28 protein-coding genes are annotated in these 25,208 nt (G+C 69.2%); 6 read left to right on the top strand and 22 right to left on the bottom strand.

Annotated elements, in window-relative coordinates:
* From FKR81_RS40120 to dxr, 3 genes are all read right to left on the bottom strand, one after another.
* The coding region (locus tag FKR81_RS40120; RefSeq protein ID WP_186763457.1) for a flavodoxin-dependent (E)-4-hydroxy-3-methylbut-2-enyl-diphosphate synthase at positions 1-311 on the bottom strand (311 nt) is incomplete at its 3' end.
* 55 nt (positions 312-366) lie between these two features.
* Positions 367-1,617 carry a M50 family metallopeptidase gene (locus FKR81_RS40115; RefSeq protein WP_146360336.1) on the bottom strand — a complete coding sequence of 417 codons (1,251 nt, stop codon included), beginning with the start codon at positions 1,615-1,617 and terminating at the stop codon, positions 367-369.
* Positions 1,575-2,717, bottom strand: coding sequence for a 1-deoxy-D-xylulose-5-phosphate reductoisomerase (dxr, locus tag FKR81_RS40110; protein ID WP_146360334.1), 1,143 nt, complete (start codon positions 2,715-2,717; stop codon positions 1,575-1,577). The genes FKR81_RS40115 and dxr overlap by 43 nt, the downstream gene beginning before the upstream one ends.
* A 134-nt stretch (positions 2,718-2,851) precedes the next feature.
* Here dxr and FKR81_RS40105 point away from each other — a divergent pair, with 134 nt between their 5' ends.
* Positions 2,852-3,118, top strand: coding sequence for a GlsB/YeaQ/YmgE family stress response membrane protein (locus FKR81_RS40105; protein WP_146360332.1), 267 nt, complete (start codon positions 2,852-2,854; stop codon positions 3,116-3,118).
* A gap of 63 nt (positions 3,119-3,181) precedes the next feature.
* On the opposite strand, the gene FKR81_RS40100 is transcribed toward FKR81_RS40105, so the two are convergent.
* The 4 genes from FKR81_RS40100 to FKR81_RS40085 form a co-directional block, all read right to left on the bottom strand.
* A complete protein-coding gene (locus tag FKR81_RS40100) occupies positions 3,182-3,832 on the bottom strand; it encodes a response regulator (protein ID WP_146360330.1) in 651 nt (216 codons plus the stop codon).
* Positions 3,829-5,466, bottom strand: a complete 1,638-nt coding sequence (locus FKR81_RS40095; protein WP_146360328.1) for a sensor histidine kinase — start codon at positions 5,464-5,466, stop codon at positions 3,829-3,831. The genes FKR81_RS40100 and FKR81_RS40095 overlap by 4 nt, the downstream gene beginning before the upstream one ends.
* A 73-nt stretch (positions 5,467-5,539) precedes the next feature.
* Entirely contained in the window at positions 5,540-6,352 is an 813-nt protein-coding gene (locus FKR81_RS40090) for an ABC transporter permease (protein WP_146360326.1), read from the bottom strand.
* Positions 6,349-7,191 carry an ABC transporter permease gene (locus FKR81_RS40085; RefSeq protein WP_235922190.1) on the bottom strand — a complete coding sequence of 281 codons (843 nt, stop codon included), beginning with the start codon at positions 7,189-7,191 and terminating at the stop codon, positions 6,349-6,351. Before FKR81_RS40085 ends, FKR81_RS40090 begins: the two co-directional genes overlap by 4 nt.
* 44 nt (positions 7,192-7,235) lie before the next feature.
* Here FKR81_RS40085 and FKR81_RS40080 point away from each other — a divergent pair, with 44 nt between their 5' ends.
* Positions 7,236-7,748, top strand: coding sequence for a TetR/AcrR family transcriptional regulator (locus FKR81_RS40080; RefSeq protein ID WP_146360322.1), 513 nt, complete (start codon positions 7,236-7,238; stop codon positions 7,746-7,748).
* Positions 7,745-8,875 carry a cytochrome P450 gene (locus FKR81_RS40075; protein ID WP_146360321.1) on the top strand — a complete coding sequence of 377 codons (1,131 nt, stop codon included), beginning with the start codon at positions 7,745-7,747 and terminating at the stop codon, positions 8,873-8,875. The genes FKR81_RS40080 and FKR81_RS40075 overlap by 4 nt, the downstream gene beginning before the upstream one ends.
* Here the strand turns inward: FKR81_RS40075 and FKR81_RS40070 are convergent.
* Positions 8,862-10,019, bottom strand: coding sequence for a polyamine ABC transporter substrate-binding protein (locus tag FKR81_RS40070; RefSeq protein WP_146360319.1), 1,158 nt, complete (start codon positions 10,017-10,019; stop codon positions 8,862-8,864). The genes FKR81_RS40075 and FKR81_RS40070 overlap by 14 nt on opposite strands.
* Positions 10,012-11,157 (bottom strand): ABC transporter ATP-binding protein, encoded by a 1,146-nt coding sequence (locus tag FKR81_RS40065; RefSeq protein ID WP_146360317.1) that lies wholly within the window; start codon positions 11,155-11,157, stop codon positions 10,012-10,014. The genes FKR81_RS40070 and FKR81_RS40065 overlap by 8 nt, the downstream gene beginning before the upstream one ends.
* 134 nt (positions 11,158-11,291) lie before the next feature.
* Between FKR81_RS40065 and FKR81_RS40060 the strand changes: the two genes are divergently transcribed.
* Positions 11,292-11,567, top strand: a complete 276-nt coding sequence (locus FKR81_RS40060; RefSeq protein WP_146360315.1) for a DUF2631 domain-containing protein — start codon at positions 11,292-11,294, stop codon at positions 11,565-11,567.
* Positions 11,568-11,663: 96 nt separating this feature from the next.
* Here FKR81_RS40060 and FKR81_RS40055 read toward each other — a convergent pair whose 3' ends face one another.
* The 5 genes from FKR81_RS40055 to rlmN all read right to left on the bottom strand — a co-directional run bounded on the left by FKR81_RS40055 (position 11,664) and on the right by rlmN (position 17,240).
* Positions 11,664-12,722, bottom strand: coding sequence for a serine/threonine-protein kinase (locus FKR81_RS40055; RefSeq protein WP_235922189.1), 1,059 nt, complete (start codon positions 12,720-12,722; stop codon positions 11,664-11,666).
* A gap of 204 nt (positions 12,723-12,926) precedes the next feature.
* Entirely contained in the window at positions 12,927-14,510 is a 1,584-nt protein-coding gene (locus tag FKR81_RS40050; RefSeq protein WP_268891610.1) for a serine/threonine-protein kinase, read from the bottom strand.
* A gap of 91 nt (positions 14,511-14,601) precedes the next feature.
* On the bottom strand, positions 14,602-15,402 hold the full coding sequence (locus FKR81_RS40045; RefSeq protein ID WP_146360313.1) for an ArsR/SmtB family transcription factor: 801 nt from the start codon (positions 15,400-15,402) through the stop codon (positions 14,602-14,604).
* Between the two features lie 48 nt (positions 15,403-15,450).
* Complete coding sequence (locus tag FKR81_RS40040) at positions 15,451-16,086, bottom strand: hypothetical protein (RefSeq protein WP_146360311.1); 636 nt, start codon at positions 16,084-16,086, stop codon at positions 15,451-15,453.
* 47 nt (positions 16,087-16,133) lie between these two features.
* Complete coding sequence (gene rlmN / locus FKR81_RS40035) at positions 16,134-17,240, bottom strand: 23S rRNA (adenine(2503)-C(2))-methyltransferase RlmN (protein ID WP_146360309.1); 1,107 nt, start codon at positions 17,238-17,240, stop codon at positions 16,134-16,136.
* Between the two features lie 446 nt (positions 17,241-17,686).
* Between rlmN and FKR81_RS40030 the strand changes: the two genes are divergently transcribed.
* Entirely contained in the window at positions 17,687-18,097 is a 411-nt protein-coding gene (locus FKR81_RS40030; protein WP_222598562.1) for a PadR family transcriptional regulator, read from the top strand.
* A gap of 1 nt (position 18,098) precedes the next feature.
* Here the strand turns inward: FKR81_RS40030 and FKR81_RS40025 are convergent, their stop codons facing one another.
* Genes FKR81_RS40025 through FKR81_RS40015 form a run of 3 tightly spaced genes read right to left on the bottom strand, consistent with a single transcriptional unit; the run spans position 18,099 to position 20,083 of the window.
* On the bottom strand, positions 18,099-19,076 hold the full coding sequence (locus FKR81_RS40025; protein ID WP_146360305.1) for an aldo/keto reductase: 978 nt from the start codon (positions 19,074-19,076) through the stop codon (positions 18,099-18,101).
* Between the two features lie 14 nt (positions 19,077-19,090).
* Positions 19,091-19,318, bottom strand: a complete 228-nt coding sequence (locus FKR81_RS40020) for a hypothetical protein (RefSeq protein WP_146360304.1) — start codon at positions 19,316-19,318, stop codon at positions 19,091-19,093.
* A 21-nt stretch (positions 19,319-19,339) separates the two neighbouring features.
* The gene (locus FKR81_RS40015; RefSeq protein ID WP_146360302.1) at positions 19,340-20,083 is read right to left on the bottom strand and encodes a class I SAM-dependent methyltransferase; all 744 of its coding nucleotides are present in this window, start codon (positions 20,081-20,083) and stop codon (positions 19,340-19,342) included.
* An 88-nt stretch (positions 20,084-20,171) separates the two neighbouring features.
* Between FKR81_RS40015 and FKR81_RS40010 the strand changes: the two genes are divergently transcribed.
* The gene (locus FKR81_RS40010) at positions 20,172-20,993 is read left to right on the top strand and encodes a VOC family protein (RefSeq protein ID WP_146360300.1); all 822 of its coding nucleotides are present in this window, start codon (positions 20,172-20,174) and stop codon (positions 20,991-20,993) included.
* On the opposite strand, the gene FKR81_RS40005 is transcribed toward FKR81_RS40010, so the two are convergent.
* The 5 genes from FKR81_RS40005 to rpsB form a co-directional block, all read right to left on the bottom strand.
* Entirely contained in the window at positions 20,990-21,841 is an 852-nt protein-coding gene (locus tag FKR81_RS40005) for a phosphatidate cytidylyltransferase (protein ID WP_146360298.1), read from the bottom strand. The two genes, FKR81_RS40010 and FKR81_RS40005, sit on opposite strands and share 4 nt — an antisense overlap.
* Before the next feature lie 67 nt (positions 21,842-21,908).
* Positions 21,909-22,466: a ribosome recycling factor gene (frr, locus tag FKR81_RS40000; RefSeq protein ID WP_146360296.1), complete on the bottom strand. Its 558-nt coding sequence runs from the start codon at positions 22,464-22,466 to the stop codon at positions 21,909-21,911.
* A gap of 63 nt (positions 22,467-22,529) precedes the next feature.
* Positions 22,530-23,297 carry a UMP kinase gene (gene pyrH, locus FKR81_RS39995; RefSeq protein ID WP_407936587.1) on the bottom strand — a complete coding sequence of 256 codons (768 nt, stop codon included), beginning with the start codon at positions 23,295-23,297 and terminating at the stop codon, positions 22,530-22,532.
* Between the two features lie 144 nt (positions 23,298-23,441).
* A complete protein-coding gene (gene tsf, locus FKR81_RS39990; protein WP_146360292.1) occupies positions 23,442-24,257 on the bottom strand; it encodes a translation elongation factor Ts in 816 nt (271 codons plus the stop codon).
* A 72-nt stretch (positions 24,258-24,329) separates the two neighbouring features.
* Positions 24,330-25,181, bottom strand: a complete 852-nt coding sequence (gene rpsB, locus FKR81_RS39985; RefSeq protein WP_146360290.1) for a 30S ribosomal protein S2 — start codon at positions 25,179-25,181, stop codon at positions 24,330-24,332.
* Positions 25,182-25,208 lie beyond the last annotated feature (27 nt).

Genomic DNA, 25,208 nt, shown 5'->3' with positions numbered 1-25,208 from the left:
CCCGCCTCGATCGCGGCGAACACGTACTTCGGCTGGAAGTGGATGTCCGCGATCACCGGGATCTGCGACTTCTTCGCGATCGCCGCCAACGCGTCCGCGTCGTCCTGCGACGGGCACGCCACCCGCACGATGTCGCAGCCGGAAGCGGTGAGCTCCGCGATCTGCTGCAGCGTGGCGTTGACGTCCGCGGTCAGCGTTGTCGTCATGGACTGCACCGACACCGGGAACTCGCTCCCGACGCCGACGTTTCCCACCATGAGCTGCCTCGTCTTGCGACGTTCCGACAGCACCGGAGGCGGCAATGCCGGCATTCCGAGCATCACGCCGTCACTCATGGGTTGTGCACCTTCCACTGAACGATCTCGATCACTGACCGAGCCTGATGGGGTTGACGATGTCGGCGGTCACGGTCAGCAGGGTGATCGCGCCTCCGACGAAGATCACGAAGTACGTGAGCGGGAGCAGCCGCAGGTAGTTGACCGGGGCGCCGGCGGGCTGGCCACGCAGCTTCCTCACCCAGTCTCGCACCCGTTCGTAGAGGTTGACGGCGATGTGACCACCGTCAAGCGGGAGCAACGGCAGGAGGTTGAACACACCGACGAAGAAGTTCAGGCCGGCGAGCATCAGCAGGAAGAACGCCCACAGCCCGCGCTCAGCCGCCTCGCCGCCGAGCCTCGACGCGCCGACCACGCTGATCGGGGTGTCGATGTCGCGCTCGCCGCCGCCGATGGCCTTGACCACGGCCGGGATGCGCTCGGGGAAGCGCATGAGGCCTTCCCAGGTGTTGACGAACATCGTCCCGGTGAACGCGACGGAGCCGCCGATCGCGGTGACCGGGGTGTACTCGAAGTTCGTGGTGGTCTGCACGCCGATGGTGCCGACCTCGCGCACGGTCTTGTTGCCGCTGGCGTCCAGGAACTCGCGGGAGACCTTGGGCACGTCGATCGTGATGAGCTTCTCCTGGCCGTCGCGGAGCACCTTGAACTCCGTGGGGCCGCTCGAGTCCTGGGTCTTCTTGCGGACCTCGTACCAGGTGGGCGTGGTGACGCCTCCGACAGCGAGGATCTTGTCGCCCGCCTGGATGCCCGCCGCCTTCGCGGGCGCGGGCGCGCCCTCCTTGCACGGGGCGTCGACGGGGATGGTGTGGTCCTGCACGCAGTTCGACACCTGCGACAGGATCGGCTCGTCCTTGGTGTTCGGCAGGCCGAGCGTGGCGGCGAGCAGGTAGAGCACGATGAAGCCCACGATGAAGTGGGTGATCGAACCGGCGGACAGGACCACGACGCGCTTCCACGTCTTCTGCTTGTAGAACGCGCGGTGCTTGTCCTCCTCCGGCACCTCCTCCAGCGCGGTCATGCCGGTGATCTCGCAGAAACCACCGGCCGGGATGGCCTTCAGGCCGTACTCGGTCTCGCCCTTGCGGAACGAGAAGAGCTTCGGGCCGAAGCCGATGAAGTACCGGGTGACCTTCATGCCGAAGGCCTTGGCGGTCAGCAGGTGACCGAACTCGTGCAGCGCGATGGACACCGCGATGCCGAGCGCGAAGAGCACGACGCCGAAGACGTAGCCCACGTTCAGTTCCTTCCGACCAGTTCGCGGGCGCGTGCCCGTGCCCATTCCTCGGCGGCAAGCACTTCAGCTGCGTCCGCCGGGTCGTGCTTCCAGTCGTCGCTCTCCCCCAGCACCTGCCCGATGGTGTCCACGACGGAGAGGAACGACGTGTCGCCGGCGACGAAGGCGGCGAGGCCTTCCTCGTTCGCGGCGTTGTAGATGGCGGGCAGGCAACCGCCGCCCGTGCCGGCCTGCCTGGCCAGCTCCACCGCGGGGAACGTGACGTTGTCCAGCGGCTCGAAAGTCCATGCGGTCGGTACGTCGAAGGTACACGCGGGCGCGGCACCGGCGACGCGCTCGGGCCAACTGAGACCCAGTGAGATCGGAAGTCGCATGTCCGGCGGGCTGGCCTGCGCGAGGGTCGACCCGTCCGTGAACGTGACCATCGAATGGATGATCGACTGCGGGTGGACGACCACGTCGATGCGGTCGTACGGCACCCCGAACAGCAGGTGCGCCTCGATCAGCTCGAGGCCCTTGTTGACGAGGTTCGCCGAGTTGATCGTGACGACCTGGCCCATCGACCACGTCGGGTGCGCCATGGCCTTCTCGACCGTGACGTCCTTCAGCTCGTCGCGCGTCCGGCCGCGGAACGGGCCGCCGGACGCGGTGAGCACGAGCCGCGCGACCTCGTTCTCGGTGCCGCCGCGCAGGCACTGCACGAGCGCCGAGTGCTCCGAGTCCACGCTGATGATCTGGCCGGGCTTGGCGGCCTTCAGCACGAGCGGGCCGCCCGCGATGAGCGACTCCTTGTTGGCCAGCGCGAGCAGCGCGCCGGTGTCGAGCGCCTTGAGGGTCGGCTCCAGCCCGCGCGAGCCGTCCATGCCGTTGAGGACGACGTCGGCCGGGCACGCCTCGATGAGGTCGAGCACGGCGGTGGGGCCGGCGAGCACCCGCGCGTCGGTCGGGACGTCGACCTGCTTGGCGACGGCGACCGTGCGGACGCCGAACTCGGCCGCCTGCTCGGCCAGCAGCGCCGGGTTGGCACCGCCCGCCGCCAGGCCGACCACCTGGAACCGGTCGCGGTTGGCCCGGATGACGTCGAGCGCCTGCGTGCCGACGGAGCCGGTGGACCCGAGGATCAGGACAGTGCGTGGAGTACTCATCGCCCCTCATTGTTCCGGAACGCGCCTGAGAGCTGCGCGCGCCCCGTACTGTGATAACGAGAGAGTCACGGCCGTGTGAAGTCCCCGAATGTGGCTATTCCTTACCGGGATAGACCAACGAAGGGAGACCCACGGTGGGCGTTCTGGGCTGGATTGTTCTCGGACTACTGGCCGGCGCGATCGCGAAGGCCATCATGCCTGGTCGTGACCCCGGCGGACTCATCATCACGATGCTGATCGGCATCGTCGGCGCGATCCTCGGCGGGTTCGTCGGCTCCGCGCTGTTCGGCACAGACCTCGGCACGTTCTTCGACCTGCGCACCTGGTTGCTCGCGATCCTCGGGTCGCTGGTCCTGCTGGGCGTCTACCGCCTGGTCACCGGCAACCGCGCACGCGCCTAGCCACTGTGCCGTCAGGGGCACCCTTAGGACGGACGCCGCCGCGAGGGTGCCCCTGACGGCCGCTCAGCCGGCCATACCGGCGTCGCGAGCCAGCAACGCGGCCTGCACCCGGTTCGTCAGCCCCAGCTTCGCGAGCAACCGGCTGACGTAGGTCTTCACCGTCGCCTCGCTCATGTGCAGCTTCTGCCCGATGTCCGCGTTCGACATCCCCTGCCCGAGCAGCGCGAGCACCTCGACCTCGCGCTCGGTGAGCCGCTGCACCTGCCGCACGGCCTCCTGCCGCTTGGGCTGCCCGCTGGTGGCGACCATCCCGACGACCCGGCTGGTGACCATCGGCGAGAGGTACGCCTCCCCGTTGTGCACGGCCCGCACGGCCCGCAGCAGCTCCTCGGGCGCGGAGTCCTTCAGCAGGAACCCGGCGGCGCCGTCGGACAGTGCGCGCACGATGTTCTCGTCCTCGCCGAACGTCGTGAGCATCACGACCTTCACGTGCGGTGCCACCGAGTGCAGCTCCCGCGCGGCGGCGAGGCCGTCGAGCCGGGGCATCCGGATGTCGAGCACCGCCACGTCGACCCGGCGCTCGCGCACGGTCTGCACGGCCTCGCGGCCGTCGCCGACCTCGGCCACCAGCTCGATGTCGTCGGCGGTGCCGAGAATGGCTTTGATGCCCGCGCGCATCAGCGGTTCGTCGTCGGCGATCAACACCCGGATCATGAGGTCCTCTGCACGTGGAGCTTCTTTTCGATCAGCTTGCCGTCAACGAAGCAGAAACGCACGAGCTGCACGCCGCGTGCGAGGTACCGCTGCTCGTCGGTCACCCGGTACTCGCAGTGCGACCCCGGTGGCTCAGGTGTGGCGTCCGAGCTGGGATCGCCCTCCGTCAGCAGCGGTGGACTGCCCTTCGGGATCTTCGCGATCACCTCGGCCTCGGACTGACCGGGCTGGATCGAGTTGAGCACCTCTGCTGACACGACGTCGGTCACGGGTTGGGACCCCAGCCAGGTGAACCCACCGACCACGACGGCGACGAGGAAACCCGCCACGACGATCGAGCCCACACCGGCCCACTTGCGGATCCGCGTCGGCGGTTCCTCGTCGTCCGGCTCGTCGGCGGGCTCCGCGACGTGGCTCTCCTCGTACGGCAGCACCGCGGCGATCCGGTAGCCGCCGGTCGGCAGCGCGCCGACGTGCAGCATGCCGCCCGCCACCCGGACCCGCTCCCCCAGCCCGATCAGGCCGACGCCCGCGCCGTTCGGCGTGGACCCCGAGCGAGGGGGGTTGTTGCGCACTTCGACGACGAGCGCGTCCGGCTCGTACTTCACGGTCACCTGCACGGTCGCGCCGGGCGCGTGCTTCGACGCGTTCGTCATGCCCTCCTGCGCCACCCGGTACGCGGCGTGCGACACCTTCGCGGGCACGTCGGTGGCCTGTCCGCCGCGCACGAGACTGACCAGCATGCCCGCGCGCCGCGCTCCCTCCACCAGCTCGTCGATCGCGTCGACGGTGCGCCGCGCCGGGTCGTCGTCCGGCTCGTCCTCGCTGCGCAGCACGCCGATGACGGCGCGCAGCTCCTCCATGCCGGTCAGCGCGGCGCCGCGCAGCACGCCGATCGCCTCGCGCTGCCGCTCGTCCAGCCTGGTGTCCATCGCGAGCGCACCCGCGTGCACGCTGATCAGGCTGAGCCGGTGCCCGAGGCTGTCGTGCATGTCCTGCGCGATGCGGCTGCGTTCCCGCAACCGGACCTGACGCGACAACATCTTGTGCTCCGACCGCATCCTCGCCTCGCGTTCCTGCATCGCGACGACGAGCGCCTGCCGGGCCGCGAGGTAGCGGCCGACGAGGAACGGCACGGCGACCACCATGCTGAAGACCGTGATCATGATGAACACGCCGAACGAGCCGCTGACCCCGACGGGTGTGTCGTTCCACATCGCCACCAGCAGCACGAACGCCACCAGCGCGGTGATCGACGCGCGCAGCCACGACTCGATCCGCCGCCCGGCGTTGTAGCTGAGCACGAGGAAGATCGCCGCACCCCCGTACGGCGTGATCATCGCGAGCGCCACGCCGAGCAGGAACGCCGTCGCGGGCAACGCGAGCCGCAACGGCAGCACGAGCACGTACCCGGCGATCAGGGCGGCGAGCACCCACCCACCGGTGGTCTTGCTGGCCCACCACCCCGGCCAGAGGTCGAGCAGGACGGGCACGGCGACGACGGCGATCTCCCCGGCGAGTCGCAGCGGCGTCACCCGGCGCATCCGCGCCCAGGTCTCGTCGACGAACGCCGTCACTGACGCGCGCACGTCCGGGAGGACGGGCAGCAGACGGCGGGGAACGGCTTCAGTCACGACACAAAGCTACGAGACATCCCACGTTCCGTCCGCGCACGTTGGTAGCGATTAGCCCAGACGAAAGTTGACGTCACGCGCTGACCAGCGCCGCGGCCTGGCCGGCCCGCCGCGCGCGCCACGACGCGATTAGCACGCCCGCGAGCAGCAGCGCGGTCGTCGCGGTGACCATCAGGGTGGACAGGGCGACGATCTCCGGCGAGATGCCGCGCTTGCTCGCCTGCGCGTAGACGAACACCGGCAACGTCGTCGAGCCCACGCCGGTGAGGTAGCTGGAGATCACCACGTCGTCGAACGACAGCAGGAACGCGAACGCCGCGCCCGCCAGCACCGCGGGTGCCACGAGCGGCAGGGTGACCGTGCGGAACGCCGTGAGCGGCGACGCGCCCAGGTCGGCCGCCGCCTCCTCCATGCGCGAGTCCATCCCCGCGACGCGCGACCGCACGACGACCACCACGAAGCTCAGCGAGAACGCCACGTGCGCGAACAGCAGCGCGCCGAACCCGAGCGGGATCCCGGCCAGCTTCACGCAGAACCCCAGCAGTGCCACGCCCATCACGACCTCGGGCACGACCAGCGGCAGGCTCAGCAGCACCGTCCACAGCGACCGGCCGGGGAACGCCTTGCGCAGCCCGAACGCCGCGAGCGTGCCGATCACCGTCGCGATCACCGCGCTCGCCAGCGCCAGCCGCAGCGTCAGTGCGAGCGACTCGAGCACGCGGGAGTCCTCGAAAAGCTCGCCGTACCAGCGGCCCGACAGCCCGGTGATGCGGCTGAGCGAGCGGGAGTCGTTGAACGACACGACGGCCAGCCACGCGATCGGCGCGTACAGGAACAGGAACACCAGCCCGGCGACACCGCCGAGCACCCACGGCCTGCGGTTCACAGGACGTCCTCTCCGCGCCGTCCGCGCAGGACGAGCACCGCCACGACGAGCAGGAGCAGCAGCACGGCCATCGCCGACCCGAGCGGCCAGTTGTTGCCGCCGCGGAACTGGTCGTCGATCACCGAGCCGAACGTCGACTGGCCGACGCCGCCGAGCAGCCGCGGCGTCACGAAGTCACCGGCCGCGGGCACCAGCACGAGCAGCGACCCGGCCAGCACCCCGCTGAACACGCCGGGCAGCACGATCCGGAAGAACGTCGACACCCGGCCGTGGCCGAGGTCGAACGACGCCTCGACGAGCCGGTGGTCGAACCGCTCGCACGCCACGTACAGCGGCAGCACCATGAACGGCAGGAACCCGTAGGTCAGGCCGAGCACCACGGCGGAGTGCGTCAGCAGGAACCCGCCGGAGCGGTCCAGCCCCACGACGCCGAGCAGCTGGTTGACCAGCCCGTCGCCGTCCAGCAGCGCCTTCCACGCGTAGATCCGGGCGAGGTAGCTCGACCAGAACGGGATCAGCACGGCCACCAGCAGGACGGTGCGGAACCGGCCGCCGTGCCGCGCGATGAACCACGCCAGCGGGAACCCGAGCAGCAGGCACAGCGCGGTCGTGGCGAACGCGTAGGCGAGCGTGCGCAGGAAGATGGGCAGGAACGCGGGGTTCAGCGCCGTCAGGTACGCCTGGGTCGTCCACGGCAGCACGGCCCGCGCGACACCCGTGTCCCGCGTGGCGAAGCTGAACTGGACGACCAGCGCCAGCGGCGCGATGAGGAAGATCCCGAGCCAGACTCCGGTCGGAAGTAGCAGGCCGTTGGCCTTCAGCCACCGCGATCGAGACACGAACGCACATGATGCCATGTGAACATTCGTGTACCGTTGTGAACATGAGTGTTCACCTCCTGCAGATCGCCACCACCGTCCTGCTGAAGGACCAGACCGCGACGCTGGGCGACGTCGCGAAGGCGGCGGGCATCGGCAGGACGACGTTGCACAAGCGGTTCCCGACCCGGCAGGACCTGATCGTCGCGATCGCCGAGGCGGCGCTGGACGTCATCGACGACGCGCTGTCCGACACCGAGCCCGGTGACCTGGAAGGGCTCATCACGACGTTGATCCCGCTCGGTCCCAGGGTCGAGTTCCTGCTCCGCTTCCCCGGCCTCGAACGCGACGAGCGCATCGCCGCCCGCATCGAGGCCATGGACGCCCCCGCGCTCGAGTCGATCCGACGCCAGCAGGAGACGGGCGTGCTGCGCGCCGACCTGCCCGCGTGGTGGATCGGCCAGACGCTCTACGCGGGGATCTACAGCGCGTGGGAGTCGATCGCCGCCGGACGGCTGGCACCTCTCGACGCGCCTCATCTCGTGCTCACCACGCTGTTGAAGGGGGTAGCGACATGATGCCCAGAGAAATGATGCTCAGAGAACTGTCCGGACACGAGGACCCGCATCCGGTCTACGAGCGGATGCGGGCACGGGGGCCGCTGATCCTCGACGGCGGCATGTGGCTCACGACGAGCTACGAGCTGTCGAACAGGATCCTGCGGGACCGCCGGTTCGGTGTCCGCTACACCGACGGCACGTATCCGAACGCCAGCGAGGTGTTCCCCGAGTCGTTCCTGGAAGCCGATCCTCCCGACCACACCAGGCTGCGCAGGCTCTCCGCGCCCGCGTTCAGTCCCAAGAGGATCGACGAGTACCGCCCGCGCGTCGAGAAGATCGCGGAAGCCTTGCTCGACAAAGGCGAGTTCGATCTCATCGCGGACTTCGCGGCGCCGCTGCCGATCGCGGTGATCAGCGACCTGCTCGGCATTCCCGACGAGGACACGACCGAGTTCGCCGACTACGGCAAGCTGGTCGCCGCGTCGTTCGACGGCGGCGTCAGCGAGGAGATGATGCGGGCCAGTGAGAAGGTCCTCGCGCTGTTCACCCGCCTCATCGAGGAACGGCGTGCGAAGCCGGGTGACGATGTGATCAGCTCACTGGTCGCGGCCGAAGCCGAGCGCGAGCTCACCGCGCGCGAGCTGATGGGCACGCTGCTGCTGTTGCTCGTGGCCGGGTTCGAGACGACGGTGAACCTCATCGGCAACGGCACCAAGGCGTTGCTCGACCACCCGAGCCAGTGGGCGTTCCTCAAGGCCAACCCGGACGTGGCGCCGGACGTGGTCGAGGAGGTGCTGCGCTGGGCGCCGCCCGTGCAGCTCACCTCCCGCATCGCACACGAGGACGTCGGCCAGATCGGCGTCGACCAGGAGGTGAACATCATCATCGGCGCGGCGAACCGCGACCCGGCCGTCTACCCGGACCCGAACCGGTTCGACGTCATGCGCGTGCGCAAGCCGGAGCACCTGGCGTTCTCCAGTGGCATCCACTACTGCCTCGGCGCGACACTCGCCCGCATGGAGGGCGACGTGGCGTTCCGCGCGCTGGCGAAGCGGGTGCCGGACCTGCGCCAGGCAGGCCCGGTGACGTACCGCGACTCGGTGGTGATCCGAGGTCTGGCGACCTTCCCGGTCAGCCGGTCTTGACGCGCGTCCAGGCGTCCGCGTACTTGGCCTCGACGTCGCCGCCGAGATCCTTGGTGAAGGGCAGCTTCTTCAACTGGTCATCGGAGGGGTAGACCAGCGGGTCCTCCAGCAGCTCCTTCTCGATCATCGGCTTGGCGGCCGCGTTCGGGCTGCCGTAGCGGACCGCGTTGGAGAGCGCGGCGCCGACCTCCGCGCCGAGGACGTAGTCCATGAACCTGTGGGCGTTCTCGGCGTGGGGCGCGTCCTTCGGGATGCACAGCACGTCCACATAGGACATGCCACCCTCCGTCGGGATCGCGTAGGCGACGTCGGCGTTCGCTTCCCGTGCCTGGAACGCGTCACCGGAGTACGCCTGCGCGAGCCGGACCTGACCGGAGGTGAGCGGCTCGATCACGTCGGAGGTGATCTGGCCGAGCTTCTTCTTCAACGACAGCAGGAAGTCCGCCGCGTCGCTGATCTGCTCGGCGTCCGTGGTGTTCGGGTCGTGGCCGAGCTTCAGCAGGCCCAGCGCCAGGCCGTCGCGCGCTTCGTCGAGGATCGTGCAGCGCTTGTCCGCGTTCGGCAGGTCGAACGCGGAGAAACCGGTGACCTCACCGCCGATCTGCGACTTCGAGTAGGCGAGACCGGTCGTGCCCCACGCCCAGGGCACCGAGTACTCGTTGCCCTGGTCGTAGTCCGCGTCGGCGAACCGCTTCTCCAGGTTCTTCAGGTTCGGCAGCAGCTCGTGGTCCAGCGGCTGGACGAGCCCGGACCGCAGGAAGCGGCGCAGGAAGTTGTCGCTCGGCACCACCAGGTCGTACCCGGCCGAGCCGGACGCGATCTTGGCTTCCATCTCGTCGTTGGTGCTGAAGTTGTCGTAGGTGACCTCGATGCCGGTCGCCGTCTTGAAGCCCGACAACGTGTCCGGCGCGATGTAGTCCGTCCAGTTGTAGAAGTTGAGCTTCGGCTCCTGCTTGAGGTTGGACGCCTTGACCCCCGTCGCCGGGCCGGACGTGCTGCCCGACGGTGCCGCGCCGACACCGCACGCGGCGGCACCCTGCGCGGCGAGCGCGAAGAACGCCATGGTGCGCAGCATGCTGCGGCGCGTCACCCGCGGGCTCGCGGCGTCCCACAGGCGCGCGATCCGGACCTTGTCGTCAGTCATCAGCACTCTTCTCCAGCAGCACGGTGAACTCCGGGTCCCACGCCATGCGCACGGGCTGGCCCGGTGCGCCCGCGTCGTCGATCCTGCGCGCGTTCTGCACGAACGCCACCAGCTCGCCACCGGCCGGCGTGTCCACGACGAACTGAGTGGACACCCCGGTGTAGACGACGTCCTTCACGACACCGCGCAGCACGCACCAGCCCGCGGGCGGCTCGGTCGCGTCGTCGTACAGGTGCACCTTCTCCGGGCGGACCGTCGCGGCGACCCGCTGGCCGTGCCGCGCGGTCTGGTTCAGCCGCGCCCGCAGCCGTTCGACGCCCGGCGCGTCCAGCTCGACCCACGCACCGTCCACACCGGACACGGTCGCGTCGAGGATGTTGGACGTGCCGATGAACCCGGCGACGAACCGGGTCGCCGGGCGCTCGTAGACGTCCTCCGGGTAGCCGACCTGCTCGACCTTGCCCGCGTTCATGACGGCGATCCGGTGCGACAGCACCAGCGCCTCCTCCTGGTCGTGCGTGACGTAGAGGAACGTCGTGCCGACCTCGCGCTGGATGCGCATCAGCTCGATCTGCAACTCCTTGCGCAGCTTGGCGTCCAGCGCGCCGAGCGGCTCGTCGAGCAGGAGCAGCTGCGGGCCCGCGGCCAGTGCACGGGCGATCGCGACGCGCTGCTGCTGCCCACCGGAGAGCTGGGCCGGACGGCGCTTCGCGAACTCCGACAGCCGCACGAGCTCGAGGTGCTCCCCCACCCGCTTGGTCAGCTCGGCGCCGCGGACGCTCTTGCGGCGCAGGCCGTACGCGACGTTGTCCCACACCGACATGTGCGGGAACAGCGCGTACGACTGGAAGACCGTGTTGACGTCGCGCCGGTAGGGCGGGACGCCGACCATGTCGTTGCCGTCGAGCTCGATGCGGCCCTCGTCCGGGTCGACGAACCCGGCGATCATCCGCAGCACGGTCGTCTTGCCGCAGCCGGACGGGCCGAGCACCGAGAAGAACTCGCCCTCGTGCACCTCGAGGTCGATGCCGTCGACGGCGACCTGGTCGGAGAAGCGCTTCGTCACCCCGTGGAGACCGATCTCGACCGGGGCGTAGGTGTCGGGAGTGCTTGCCTCAGCGGGCTGGAAGCCGGTCAATCCTGGCGCCTTAGAGATCGGATGTGTGTGGCCGCGGCCGAGGGTAGACGAGTCCGGCCGCCGCTGACAGCCGCACGCGCGCGACCTCACACCGTCGGGGACTCGATCGTGTGCGACGATGACGCCGTCACCGGATGAGCTGTGGAGGAACTGTGTCTTCGTCTTCGGAGCTGGACAAGCGTCCCGCCGTCGACACCCACGACGAGCCCTCGGCCGAGTGGGGCTGGCACGGCACCTTCCCCAAGGCCGTCCGGATCGCCGGGGTGATCTCCGCCCTGTTCTGCTTCGCGATGCTGATCGGCAACCACCACGGGTTCACCGAGGACCTGTGGCTGATCGCGACCGGCACCTCGATCATCCTGTTCCTGGTCTGGGACGGCGTGCGCGGCCGCACCTCCTGGCGCCGCTAGTCCGTCACGCTCCGGCGAGCACCCAGCCGAACTGGAACTCCCTGGTCTGACCCTCGCACGCCGCGTCGAGCGACGTCATCCAGTCCTCGCTGTCCTTCACTTTGCACGCGTAGAGCGGCCGGGTGTTCGCCTCCTGGCTGGCCGCGAGCCAGCCGAGCGGGCCGTCCACGTGCGAGAACCCCGGCGGGACCGCCACGTTCGGCGTGCCGCTGAAGTGCCACTTCGTGTCGTGGTAGCGGGTGATCGCGAGCGTCTTGCGCTTCGGCTTCTCCGCGCTGGTGGCCGGCTTCGTCGGCTCCTGCGGCTTCGCCGAGTGCTCGACGACGCGGCGGTGCTCGTGCTCGTCGAGGTGCCGGGGACCGCGGGGTTCTGCCCGGCCGCGGCCGTCCCGTTCCGGCCATCCGGTTCGAGCACGAAGAACGCGGCGAGCGCGATCGCGACCACGGCGGCCGCCGTGCCCGCGATGATCACGGTCTTGCGCCGCGCCGGCTGACCGTCCGGGTTCGGGCGGGTGTCGGACGGGCGCGCGGTGACGAATGTCGTGGGTGCCTCGATGATCACGGTGTCGGCCTCGACCGGCCGCACCGCACGGGTGCCGTCCTGCAGGTGTTCGCGCAGCTGGGCCGCGGTGAGCCGCTGCTCGACCGGGGTGAGCAGCCGCATGACCACCGACGCGAGCTGCCCGGTCGTCCGCTCGAGCCGCGGTGCCTCGTACATGATCGCGTGCATGGTCGCCGCGGTCGTGTCCCGCGCGAACGCGGACCGGCCCTCCGCGGCGTGGAACATCGTCGCGCCGAGCGCCCACAGGTCGCTCGCGGGTGACGGCGCCTTGCCCGCGAACAGCTCGGGCGCCATGTAGCCGGGCGAGCCCATGATCCCGCCGGTGGCGGTCAGGCCGGGGTCGTCCATGGCGCGGGCGATGCCGAAGTCCGCGAGCTTCACCCGGCCGTCGGGCAGCACCATGATGTTGCTGGGCTTGACGTCCCGGTGCACGATCCCGGCTGCGTGCGCCGTCTCCAGCGCGGTCAGCACCTGGAGCGCGATGTCCCGGACGCGGTCCTCCGGCAGCGCGCCCTCGCGGGCCATGACGTCGGCCAGCGTCGGCGCCTCGACCAGCTCCATCACCAGGTACGTGACGCCGTGCTCGGTGATCACGTCGTGGATGCCGACGACGTGGGGGGCTGTTCAGGCGGCCCGCCGTGCGCGCCTCGCGGAGCACCCGCTCGTGCTCGCCCGCGGACGTGGTGCGCAGCTCCTTGAGCGCGACCTGACGGCCGATCACCTGGTCCTCGGCCAGCCAGACGACGCCCATGCCGCCCCGGCCCAGCTCGCGGAGCTTGCGGTAGCGGCCGGCGACGATCATCGAACGACCCACCCGAACTGGAACTCGACTTGGTAGCCCTCGCAGTTCGTGGTGACCGAGTCGAAGTGGTGACCGCCCATGTTGCAGCGGAACAGCGGCAGCACCTCGACGTCGGCCGGCTTCTTGCTGAAGACGTAGCCGAGCGTGCCGTACACCGTCTGGCTCTCGCAGGTCGACGACCCCGAGGACATCCGGTCCTCGCTGTTGTTGACCCGGCACGTGTACAGCGGCTTGGTGTCGGCCTCGGGGTTGGCGAGCAGCTTGCCGAGCCCGCCGGTGTTCTCGACGCTGAAGCCCGCCGGGACCGGGACGCGCGAGGTGCCGCTGTAGTGCCAGCCGCCGCCGTTGCGGTACCGCGCCAGCGGGAGGGTTTCCCTCGGCGGCTTGGGTTTCGTGGTCGTCGGCACCGGGTTGTTCGGCGCGGACTGGGTGGGCTTCGGGCCTGCCGCCGCGTTCGACGACGTCGGGCCGGCGCTGCTGCTGGGCGCGCTGCTCGGTGCCGACGACGCGCTGCTCTCCGGGGTGGACGACGCCGCTGCCGAGGACGACGCCGGGTCGGTGCCCTGCTGCGCGGCGGCCGTTCCGGTCTGCTGGTCCGGCTTGATCAGGAACACCGCGGCCAGCGCCACCACGACGACGACCGCCGCCGCACCCGCGATGATGCCGATCTTGCGCCGGGACTTGGGCTTCTCCTCGTCGTCCCAGCTCTGCGCCCAGCTGGGCGCCGTGCTGGCCGGGGTGACGAGTGAGGTCGGCGCCTCGACGATCACGGTGTCCGCGGGCCGCACCGCTCGGGTGCCGTCCTGGAGGTGCGCGCGCAGCTGGGCCGCGGTGAGCCGCTGCCCGACCGGCGTGAGCAGGCCCATGATCACCGACGCGAGCGGGCCGTCGGCGCGGCTGAGTGCGGGCCGGTCGTACATGATCGCGTGCATGGTCGCCGCGGTCGTCTCGCGGGTGAACGGCGACCGGCCCTCGACGGCGTGGAACATGGTGGCGCCCAACGCCCACAGGTCGCTGGCGGGTGAGGGCGGGTCACCGGCGAACAGCTCGGGGGCCATGTAGCCGGGCGAGCCCATGATGCCGCCGGTGGCCGTGAGGCCGGGGTCGTCCATGGCGCGGGCGATGCCGAAGTCGGCGAGCTTCGCGCGTCCGTCCGGGAGCACCATGATGTTGCTGGGCTTGACGTCCCGGTGCACGATGCCCGCCGCGTGCGCGGCTTCCAGCGCGCTGAGCACCTGGAGCGCGATGTCCGCGACGCGGGCTTCCGGCAGCGCGCCCTCGCGGGCCATCAGGTCGGAAAGCGTTGGCGCCTCGACGAGTTCCATCACGAGGTACGTGACGCCGTGCTCGGAGATCACGTCGTGGATGCCGACGACGTGGGGGCTGTTGAGCTTGCCCGCCGTGCGGGCCTCGCGCAGCACGCGTTCGATGTCGGTCTTCGACGAGGTGCGCAGCTCCTTGAGCGCGACCTGACGACCGATCACCTGGTCCTCGGCGAGCCAGACGACGCCCATCCCGCCCCGGCCCAGCTCGCGGATCGTCGCGTAGCGGCCCGCGACCAGCCTGTTCTGTTCCCCCACGGCGGGGCATGGTATCTGGCCGCGCCGCGGCGCCTGTCGTGAGCACCGGCCGGTGCGCGGACGTTTGCCGCGCACCGGCCACCTCGCGTTGCTACGCGTACAGGCTGTTCCCGGTCTCCAGCAGCGACTTGAGGTCGCTGAGCACCTCGGGCCAGCCGCCGCCCGCGCCCTCGACGTTGCCGGACACCTGCGCCCCGGTGAGCGGCGCGTCGTGCACGTCGTGGGTCAGCGTCAGCGAGCAGACGCCGTTCTCGCCTTCCTTGATCTCGTAGGTGACCGTGGTGAAGGCCTCGTCGAGCCACGTCGGCCGCCAGGTCTGCACGAGGCGGTGCGGCGGGTCGACCTCGACGACCTCGCCCTCGACGACGCACGCGTCGGACTCCATGCCGGGCATGTTGTCGCCGGCGAGCGTCTTGAACGCGCCGCCCGGCCGCAGGTCGTAGTCGACCACGCCGCGGTAGCCGTACTTCTGGCTCCACTCGGGGTCGGTGATGGCGGTCCAGATCGCCTGCGCCGTCGCCTTGATGAAGACGCGGTGCACCTGCACGGTCGTGCCGGTCTCGGTCGTGGTCATCGGATTCTCCAACTCGATCTTCAGGTCGGCGAGCGCCGCGACCTGCGGTTCGGTGTACTTGTCGATCCATCGGTCGTGGATGAGCCGGATGGGGACGGCGTTGAGGAAGTGCAGCTTCTCCCGGCCGGACTTCCGCGTGACGACGAGACCGGCGTCCTCCAGCTGGCGCAGGTGCTTCATGACACCGAACCTCGTCATGTCCACATCGGACTCGAGGTCGGACAGCGTCCGCCCGTCCCTGGAGAACAGCCGGTCGAGCAGCCGCCTCCGGGTCCCGTCGGCCAGCGCCTTGAAGACGCGGTCATCGTCGTCGTTCACGGTTCCGACGATAGGTGACCAAATGGTCACATGTCAACCGTGCACGGACTACCTGACGCGGTGTTCGAGGCAGTATTCGACGTGCAGCCACTGCCTCATCCCGTCCACCGTCACCTCGGCGCAGCAGTGCGTGCCCGGTTCCTCGTGCATGTGCCGCGGGCAGTCCTCGACCAGCTCCCGCAACGGCTCGCCCCAGTACTCGAACGCCTTGCGGCTGCCGACGAGGAACAGCGTGTCGGCGGCGATGTCGTGCCGCAGCACGTCCCTGTCGTCGTGCTCCACGACGTACTCGACCTCGGGAAGTCCTTGGGAGACAACGGTGTGCGGCCGCCCAGCGCCGAGCTTCGCGCGCACGGCCTTCCACCGCGACGCCGGGAACCCGAGGCTGTGGTGGAGCAGCACGAGGTCCAGCAGCCGCTCCTCGCCGGTGCCGAACAGACTGCAGCGCCGGTCGCTGTGCCGCATCGGCAGGTAAACGATCGTGCGCGGCGACCGCGCCGCCAGCGCCCAGGCCATCGCCAGCGTGCGCGCGGTGGTCTTGTCCACCGTCATCTGCATGCCGAGGTAGCCCTCGTGCATCGGCGCGTGCGAGAGCGGCTTCAGCGGCCGGATCACCCGGTACTCGTCGGGCCCCAGCCGGACGGTGCTGAGCAGCGTGCGCCAGCGTTGACCTTCGAGCTTCACCCGGTCAGCGTGCCGCGCCCGTCAACCGGTTTGGATCTACCCCCAGGTCAGCCCTCGGCCGCGAGCTGGCCACAGGCCGCCGCGATCTCCTGCCCGCGGGTGTCCCGCACGGTGCACTCGACACCCTGCTCCCGCACCCGCCGCACGAACTCGCGCTCGACAGGCTTCGGGCTGGCGTCCCACTTGCTGCCCGGCGTCGGGTTCAGGGGAATCAGGTTCACGTGCACGAACTGCCCGAGATGCTTGCGCAGCTTCTTGCCGAGCAAGTCGGCCCGCCACGGCTGGTCGTTGATGTCCCGGATCAGCGCGTACTCGATGGAGACGCGACGGCCGGTCTGGTCCGCGTAGCCACGCGCGGCCTCCAGCACCTCGGCGACGTCCCACCGCGTGTTCACCGGCACCAGCGTGTTGCGCAGCTCGTCGTCCGGCGTGTGCAGCGACACCGCCAGCCGAACCTGCATCTTCTCCTCGGTCAGCTTCCGGATCGCGGGCACCAGACCGACCGTCGAAACGGTGACCGTGCGCTGCGAGATCCCCAGCCCGTCCGGAGCGGGCTCCGTGATCCGGCGCACCGCCTCGATGACCCGCTTGTAGTTCGCGAGCGGCTCACCCATGCCCATGAAGACGATGTTGGACAGCCGGCCCGGACCACCGGGCAGCTCGCCGTCACGCATCGCCTTCGCGCCCATGCGCACCTGGTCGACGATCTCCGCCGTAGACAAGTTGCGCTGCAGGCCACCCTGCCCGGTCGCGCAGAACGGGCACGCCATGCCGCAGCCCGCCTGGCTCGAGATGCACAGCGTCGCGCGGTCCGGGTAGCGCATGAGGACGCTCTCGATGAGCGTGCCGTCGTGCGCGCGGAGCAGCGTCTTGCTGGTCGTCCCCTCGTCACAGGTGACCTTGCGCACCGTCGTGAAGAGCGGCGGCATCAGGTCGCTGACCAGCTTGTCCCGGCTCGCCGCCGGGATGTCCGTCATGTCCGCCGGATCGACGGTCAGACGGCCGAAGTAGTGGTTCGACAGCTGCTTCGCCCGAAAGGGCTTCTCCCCCAGCTGCTCAACGGCTTCCTGCCGTTCAGCGGGGGTGAGGTCCACCAGGTGGCGCGGCGGCAGGCCGCGCTTGGGCGCATCGAAGACAAGGGGAAGAGACGTCATAGCACACCTAGTGTCCCATGAGATTCACCCGGCACTTACCGATAGTCGACGACACACTTCGACCGTCGGCGATAGCTACCGATAGTTACCGATAGTCGGTGAGCGCTCCCGATCATCGCCACACCTCGATGACCATCGCCGAGCCTCACCAGCCATCGCCCCCGCACTCACGACAGCAGGCGACACCTGCCGACTGCTACCGATAGTTACCGTTGCATCCCGATAGTTTACGATATATCGTTAGCGCCATGAGACGACACATGAACGAACACATGCACAGGCACGGTCACGGCCACCATCTCCGCGGTTTCGGCGGCAGGGAGGGGTTCGGCGGTGGCGGAGGTTTCCGAGGAGGCCCTGGTCACGGCCATGGCCCGGGATTCGGACACGGGCACGGCTTCGGCGAAGGCCGCGGAAGGGGCAGGGGCAGGCAGCGACGCGGTCAGATGCGCGCGGCCGTCCTGCACCTGCTCGCAGAACGACCGATGCACGGTTACGAGATGATCCAGGAGATCGCCAGGCGCACGGACGGCCAGTGGACGCCGAGTCCCGGCTCGATCTACCCGACGCTGCAGATGCTCGCCGACGAGGGCTTTGTCACGTCGACCGAGGAGGGCGGCAAGAAGCTGTTCTCCCTCACGGACATCGGCACGACCGAGGGCGAAGCCGCCCCGTGGGACGTGCTGAGCTTCCAGCTAGACCCGGTCGACGGCGAGCTGCGCAGCGCGGTGCGTCTGCTCGGCAGTGCGATGGAGCAGATCTCCCACGCAGGCACGTCGGCGCAGAAAGCCCGCGCCGCGCAGCTCTACAACGAGCTGCGGCGCAAGCTCTACTCGATCCTCTCCGAGGAGTCGTAGTTCACCAGCGGTCGTGCACGTGCGGCCGGATCAGCTCGTCGTAGATCTTCTCGATCTCGACCGAGTCGACCGGCGCCAGCTCAGCCGCGGCCGAGTTCGCCCTGGCCTGCTCCACGTTGCGCGCACCGGGGATCACGACGGTCACACCCGGCTGGTCGATGATCCACCGGAGCGCGAACTGCGCCATCGACGCATCACCAGGCACGAGGGGACGCAACCGCTCGACGGCCTCCAGGCCGACGTCGTAGGGCACACCCGAGAAGGTCTCGCCGACGTCGAACGCCTCGCCGTTGCGGTTGTAGTTGCGGTGGTCGTCCGCACCGAACGACGTGTCCTTCGTGTACTTCCCGGACAGCAGTCCGCTCGCGAGCGGCACGCGCGCGATGATCGCGACGCCTGCTGCCGCCGCCGCGGGCAGCACCTCTTCGAGCGGCTTGAGCCGGAACGCGTTGAGGATGATCTGCACGCTCGCGACGTTCGGGCGCGCGATCGCGGCCAGCGCTTCCTCGACCTTCTCCACGCTCACGCCGTAAGCGGCGATCCGCTGCGCCTCGACGAGCTCGTCGAGCGTGTCGAACACCTCGTCGGTGCGGTAGACGGGCGTCGGCGGGCAGTGGAGCTGGACGAGGTCGAGCGTGTCGACGCCGAGGTTGCGCCTGCTGCGGTCGTTCCACTCCAGAAAGTTCGCCCGGCTGTACCCCTCGGGGGTCTGCGCGGGCAGCCGCCGTCCCATCTTGGTGGCGACGAAGACACCCGAGTCCTTGCGCTCCTTGAGAAAGCGGCCCACCAGGGTCTCACTGCGGCCGTCGCCGTACACGTCAGCGGTGTCGAAGAAGTCGACCCCCGTGTCGGCGGCGGCGTGCAGCAAGGCCAGCGCCTCGCTCTCGTCGACCGCACCCCAGTCGGCGCCGAGCTGCCAGCAGCCCAGCCCCACCACGCCGACGTCCCGCCCGAGCCTGCCTGCGCTTCGCTTCTCCACGAACCTGATCGTAGTCAGATCCGCTCGCCGAAGACGCACAGGTACTTGGCCCCCTGCTTGCGCCGCTCGAGCAGTCCGACCATCTGGCCAAGGACGATCAGCGCGGTCTCGCACGCCTGCCCCAGATCAGGCCAGACGATCACGAACCGGTTCGGGCGCTCCAGCCAGAACCCGCCGCTCACCGAGTCGACCGCCGCGCCTCCTGCCGAACCTCGTCGAGCACGTGCGGCTCGACGAACCACACCCCGGAGCGGATCTTCACGTCAGACGATCAGCCCGGCCGGCTTGCGGCGCACGTGCAGGCGGTACCCGACGGGGAAGCTCAGCCCCGGCGTGGCCGCGATCGCCTGGTCCGCGACCTTCTCCGAGAACTCGATGCGCAGCACCGACTCGAGGTCCTCGCGCCGTTCGAACCGCCACTCGGCGACCACGCGCTGCAAGCTGAACCCGTTGTCGGAGAAGAACTTCTCCACCAGTGACGGGTTGTAGCGCGGTTCGTCCGCGCACAGCCACGGCCCGTACGGCTCGGCGGTGCCGTCGAGATCGACGATCGCCAGCGCGCCACCGGGACGCAGCACGCGATCAGCCTCCTGCATGCCGGGCTCGCAGCCAGGCCCGAAGAAGTACGCGGTGCGCGCGTGCACCAGGTCGACGCTCGCGTCGGACAGCGGAAGCCGTTGTGCGGGACCGGAAACAGCCCGCGCGTTGGGCAGCGACGCGACCCGCTGCTCGGCGCGCACGACGAGCGGCTTGTGCGGTTCGACGCCGAGGACGCTGCGCGCGGACTCGGCGAACATCGGCAGGTGGAAGCCCGTGCCGCAGCCGACGTCGACCACGTCGAGTCCGGCCCAGTCGCACGACGCGCGCAGCGCGGCCCAGATCGCGCCGCCGACGTCCTGGGCGCGGTTCTCGACCTCGTAGACCTCCGGCCAGTGCCAGATGTTCGGGCTCGGCACTACGTCGATCGGACGCACCGCGGCCAGCGCCGCACGGACAAATCCCCTCACAGGGGCACTGTAGTTGCTGGAGGAGTGTTCGGATTCGCTGTTTGACGGCGTAGCGTGATCGCATCTTCACCCCTTGCAGGAGGCGGTTGTGTCGATCGCACCCAACTCGCCCCAGCTGACGCCGCTCCTCGCCGGTAGTCCGTGCTGGGTCGAACTCCCCGTCCCCGATCTCCGTGCTGCTGTCGACTTCTACACGGGACTCTTCGGCTGGCACTACGCCGACGACGCCGGCTACTGCGTGGCCATGGTCGACGGCATCCCCGTCGCCGGGCTCCCCACCGCCGAGCAGGCCGGACCGTGGCGGCTGTACCTGCTCACGCCGCACGCTCGCGCGACCGCGGAGAAGGCGTTCCACCTGGGCGGCACGGTGCTGCGCAACCCGGAGGACATCGCAGATCACACGCAGTCCACGCTGATCAGGGACCCGTCGGGGGCGGTCGTCGGCTTCCGGCACGTGCCGCCGGACTGGCGGTTCGGCACGAACGGGCACGGCGCGTTCGCGTGGGCCGAGCTGAACACGCGTGACGGTGCGGCGGTGGACGCGTTCTTCCGGGATCTGTGCCACTTCGACATGACCCAGATCGGTGACGGGCACCGCTTCGACTACGTGGTCTGGTCGGTGGAGGGCCAGGACGTGCTCGGCAGGCAGCGCATGGGGCGCGAGTTCCCGTACCGGCAGAAGCCGCACTGGATGATCTACTTCAACTCCGCGCCGGAGATCGACATCGACGCGGTGGCGAACCGGGTCGTCGAGCTGGGCGGACGGATCACGGTGGAGCCGTACGACACGCCGTTCGGGCGGATCACCACGGTCGAGGACAACAACCACATGGCGTTCTCGGTCGTCGACCAGTCTCGTGCGATCGAGGCCGAGCCTCGTGCCGAGGTCGATGACCCGTACGACGACTAGGACACGAACAGGTGCAGCAGCAGCCAGGACGCGACGGCCGACGGCAGGAGTGAGTCCATCCGGTCCATCAGTCCGCCGTGGCCGGGCAGCAGCGTGCCCATGTCCTTGATGCCGAGGTCGCGTTTGATCAGCGACTCGACGAGGTCACCCGCGGTGGCCGTGATGACGAGGACCGCGCCGAAGAGGACGCCCTGCCACCACTGGCCGTCGATCAGCAGGCTGACGGTCAGCGCGCCTCCGACCATGCCCGCGACCATCGAGCCCGCGAAGCCCTCCCAGGACTTCTTCGGGCTGATGGTCGGCGCCATCGGGTGCTTGCCGAGGAACACGCCCGCCGCGTAGCCGCCGGTGTCGGACAGCACCACGCCGATCAGGAAGCAGAACGCGCGGCCCGCGCCGTCCTCGGGGACGACGAGCATCGCGGCGAACGTGCCGAACAACGGGAGGTACGCGGCGGTGAACACCGAGGCGGACAGGTCGCGCAGGTAGCCGTCGGAGCCGCCGCGGAATCGCCAGATCATGCAGACGAGCACGGTGATCACGAACGCGGTCATCAGACCGGTGCGCTCCAACGGCCAGGACAGCCAGATCATGGCCTGGCCGCCGACGAGCACCGGGATCAGCGCGATGTTGATGCCGCGCTGCTTCAACGCACCGGCGAGCTCGACGGTCGAGACCGCGACGGCCGCGGCGACGATGCCGATGAAGATGTGCCGGTAGGTCAGCAGGGCGGCGATGATCACGGCGCCGAGGCTGACGCCGACGAGGATCGCCGCCCGCAGATCGCGTCCAGCCCTCGACGGCTTGGACGCGGCCGCGTCTTGCTGCCCTGCCACCTGTGCTCCCATCACGGCCTCCGCCCGGCCAATGCAACCACGCCAACGGCGACTCGGCCGGGCGAACCCAACAGGAACATCAGACCTCGAGGAGCTCGGTTTCCTTGTGCTTCACCAGCTCGTCGACCTGCGCGGTGTACTTGTGCGTGAGGGAGTCGAGCTCCTTCTCGCCGCGCGCACCGTCGTCCTCGCCGACCTCGCCGTCCTTGACGAGGCGGTCGATCTCCTCCTTGGCCTTGCGGCGGACGCCGCGCACGGAGACGCGCGCTTCCTCGCCCTTGGTCTTGGCGACCTTGACCATCTCCTTGCGGCGCTCCTCGGAGAGCTGCGGGATGACCACGCGGATGATCGTGCCGTCGTTGCTCGGGTTCACGCCGAGGTCGGAGTCGCGAATCGCCTTCTCGATCGAGTTCAGCTGCGTGGTGTCGTACGGCTTGATGACAGCCATGCGCGCCTCGGGGATCGCGACGCTCGCCAGCTGGTTCAGCGGGGTCGGCGAACCGTAGTACTCGACGACGATGCGCGAGAACATCGAGGGGTTCGCGCGACCGGTCCGGACGGAGGCGAGGTTCTCCTTCGCCACCGAAACGGCCTTTTCCATCTTCTCCTCGGCATCGAGGAGGGTCTCGTCGATCACGACTGCTCCTTGCTCTGCGTGTGCGTCTGTCCCGAAAACCCGTCTGGCCTGATCCCAGCAGGTCTAGAAGGACGGCCGCCCACCGGGGGTACTCACCAGGGTTCCGATCTTCTCACCACGCACCGCGCGCGCAATGTTCCCCTCGGTGAGGAGGTTGAAAACGAGGATCGGCATGTTGTTGTCCATGCAGAGGCTGAACGCGGTCGCGTCGGCGACGTTGAGGCCGCGCTCCAGCACCTCGCGGTGGGTGATGTTGTCGAACATCAGCGCGTCCGGGTCGACCTTGGGGTCGGCGGTGTAGACACCGTCCACGGCCTTGGCCATCAGCACGATCTCGCAGCCGATCTCCAGCGCGCGCTGGGCGGCCGTGGTGTCCGTGGAGAAGTACGGCAGACCCGCGCCGCCGCCGAAGATCACGACACGGCCCTTGTCGAGGTGACGCATCGCGCGGCGAGGGATGTAGGACTCGGCGACCTGCGTCATCTGGATGGAGGTCTGCACGCGGGTGTCGATGCCGTGCTCGCGCTCGAGGAAGTCCTGCAGCGCCAGGCAGTTCATGACCGTGCCGAGCATGCCCATGTAGTCGGCGCGGGAGCGGTCCATGCCGCGCTGCTGGAGCTCGGCGCCGCGGAAGAAGTTGCCGCCACCGATGACGACGGCGACCTGGACACCGGAGCGGACGACCGCGGCGATCTGCTTCGCGACCGTCTGGACGACGTCGGGGTCGACGCCGACGCCGCCGCCACCGAACATCTCGCCGCCGAGCTTGAGCATCACCCGGTTGTAGCCGTGGCTACCTTCTTCGCTCACAGGTCCTTCTCCTCGCGCCATTTGGGCCTGGGGGTGTGGGGGTCTCCCCACTGTCTCGCGGAACGACCCGGTTCGTGCTTTCCGCGAACACACCTCACCAGAGTGAAGTCCGTAGACACGCCAAGGGCGGGGTCGCCTGTGCCTGCAACCCCGCCCTCATGCGAATCAGCTCTGGCCGACCTCGAACCGAGCGAAACGGGTCACCGTCACGCCGGCCTCGTCCAGAAGAGCCTTGACCGTCTTCTTGCTGTCGGTCACGGAAGCCTGCTCGAGGAGCACGACGTCCTTGAAGAAGCCGTTGACGCGACCCTCGACGATCTTGGGCAGCGCCGCCTCCGGCTTGCCTTCCTCGCGAGCGGTCTCCTCGGCGATGCGGCGCTCGTTCGCGACCAGGTCCTCCGGGACCTCGTCACGGGTGACGAACTTCGGGCGCATCGCGGCGATCTGCATCGCCGCACCCTTGGCGACCTCGGCGTTGTCACCGGTGTACTCGACCAGCACGCCGACGGCGGGCGGCAGGTCGGCCGCACGCTTGTGCAGGTAGACCGAGACGGTGCCGTCGAAGTCGACGGCCTTGGCCAGCTCGAGCTTCTCGCCGATCTTGGCGGAGAACTCCTGAACCAGCGCGTCGACGGTCTTGCCGTCGACCTCGACGGCCTTGAGAGCCTCGACGTCGGCGACCTTGTTGGCCTTGGCGATCCCGACGATCTCGTCCGCCAGTGCGATGAAGTCGGCGTTCTTGGCGACGAAGTCGGTCTCGCAACGCAGCTCGACCATCGCACCGTCCTGGACGGCGACGAGGCCGTTGGACGTGGTGCGCTCAGCGCGCTTGCCGACGTCCTTGGCGCCCTTGATGCGCAGGATCTCGACGGCCTTCTCGAAGTCGCCGTCCGACTCGTCCAGCGCCTTCTTGCAGTCCATCATGCCGGCGGCGGTCAGCTCGCGGAGCTTCTTGACGTCCGCGGTGGTGTAGTTCGCCATCGTTTTCCTTCTGCGATGTACGCGCTCAAGCCACGCCCTGCCCGCTTGTGCGCGGGCAGGGCGTGGGGGAAATCAGGACTGGACGGGCTGCTCGGCCGGAGCCGCGGCCTCAACCGGGGCCGGGGTCTCGGCCGAGGTGTTGGTCAGGAGCTCCTGCTCCCACTCCGCCAGCGGCTCGTCGCTCGCGACACCGGGCTCCGGCTTGTCCTGGCCGTCGGCGGCGTTCTGGCGAGCGCCCGAGCGGGCCATGAGACCGGCGGCGGCGGCCTCGGCCACGACCTTGGTCAGCAGGGCGGCCGAGCGGATCGCGTCGTCGTTGCCCGGAATCGGGTAGTCGACCTCGTCCGGGTCGCAGTTGGTGTCGAGCACCGCGACGATCGGGATGTTCAGCTTGCGAGCCTCACCGACCGCGATGTGCTCCTTCTTGGTGTCCACGATCCACACGGCGCTGGGCACCTTGGACATGTCGCGGATACCGCCGAGCGTGCGCTCCAGCTTGTCCTTCTCGCGGTTCATCATCAGGATTTCCTTCTTGGTGAAACCCTGGAAGCCGCCGGTCTGCTCCATCGACTCCAGCTCCTTGAGCCGCTGAAGCCTCTTGTGGACCGTCGAGAAGTTGGTGAGCATGCCGCCCAGCCAGCGCTGGTTCACGTAGGGCATGCCGACGCGGAGCGCCTCGTTGGCGATGGCCTCCTGCGCCTGCTTCTTGGTGCCGATGAAGAGGATCGAGCCACCGTGCGCGACCGTCTCGCGGACGAACTCGAACGCCCGGTCGATGTAGGTCAGCGTCTGCTGGAGGTCGATGATGTAGATGCCGTTGCGCTCGGTGAGGATGTAGCGCTTCATCTTCGGGTTCCAGCGCCGGGTCTGGTGCCCGAAGTGCACGCCGCTGTCGAGCAGCTGCTTCATGGTTACGACGGCCATGGCCGGTTCGCACCTCGTCTGTCGGAC

It is taken from the genome of Lentzea tibetensis (assembly GCF_007845675.1).
Taxonomy (GTDB): Bacteria; Actinomycetota; Actinomycetes; order Mycobacteriales; family Pseudonocardiaceae; genus Lentzea; species Lentzea tibetensis.
Note: the sequence above shows the minus strand (reverse complement) of the source record. Positions and strands in the feature narration are given on the sequence as shown.

Bases quoted from the DNA above. Each gene is read 5' to 3' on its own strand.
- rlmN (WP_146360309.1), bottom strand. From the start codon at position 17,240: ATGACGTCTCTTCCCCTTGTCTTCGATGCGCCCAAGCGCGGCCTGCCG.
- FKR81_RS40030 (WP_222598562.1), top strand. From the start codon at position 17,687: ATGCGCGCGGCCGTCCTGCACCTGCTCGCAGAACGACCGATGCACGGT.
- FKR81_RS40100 (WP_146360330.1), bottom strand. From the start codon at position 3,832: ATGATCCGGGTGTTGATCGCCGACGACGAACCGCTGATGCGCGCGGGC.
- pyrH (WP_407936587.1), bottom strand. From the start codon at position 23,297: ATGGCGCGAGGAGAAGGACCTGTGAGCGAAGAAGGTAGCCACGGCTAC.
- FKR81_RS40060 (WP_146360315.1), top strand. From the start codon at position 11,292: ATGAGCTGTGGAGGAACTGTGTCTTCGTCTTCGGAGCTGGACAAGCGT.
- FKR81_RS40075 (WP_146360321.1), top strand. From the start codon at position 7,745: ATGATGCCCAGAGAAATGATGCTCAGAGAACTGTCCGGACACGAGGAC.
- FKR81_RS40115 (WP_146360336.1), bottom strand. From the start codon at position 1,617: ATGGGCACGGGCACGCGCCCGCGAACTGGTCGGAAGGAACTGAACGTG.
- FKR81_RS40005 (WP_146360298.1), bottom strand. From the start codon at position 21,841: ATGGGAGCACAGGTGGCAGGGCAGCAAGACGCGGCCGCGTCCAAGCCG.
- FKR81_RS40070 (WP_146360319.1), bottom strand. From the start codon at position 10,019: ATGACTGACGACAAGGTCCGGATCGCGCGCCTGTGGGACGCCGCGAGC.
- FKR81_RS40080 (WP_146360322.1), top strand. From the start codon at position 7,236: ATGAGTGTTCACCTCCTGCAGATCGCCACCACCGTCCTGCTGAAGGAC.
- tsf (WP_146360292.1), bottom strand. From the start codon at position 24,257: ATGGCGAACTACACCACCGCGGACGTCAAGAAGCTCCGCGAGCTGACC.
- rpsB (WP_146360290.1), bottom strand. From the start codon at position 25,181: ATGGCCGTCGTAACCATGAAGCAGCTGCTCGACAGCGGCGTGCACTTC.
- dxr (WP_146360334.1), bottom strand. From the start codon at position 2,717: ATGAGTACTCCACGCACTGTCCTGATCCTCGGGTCCACCGGCTCCGTC.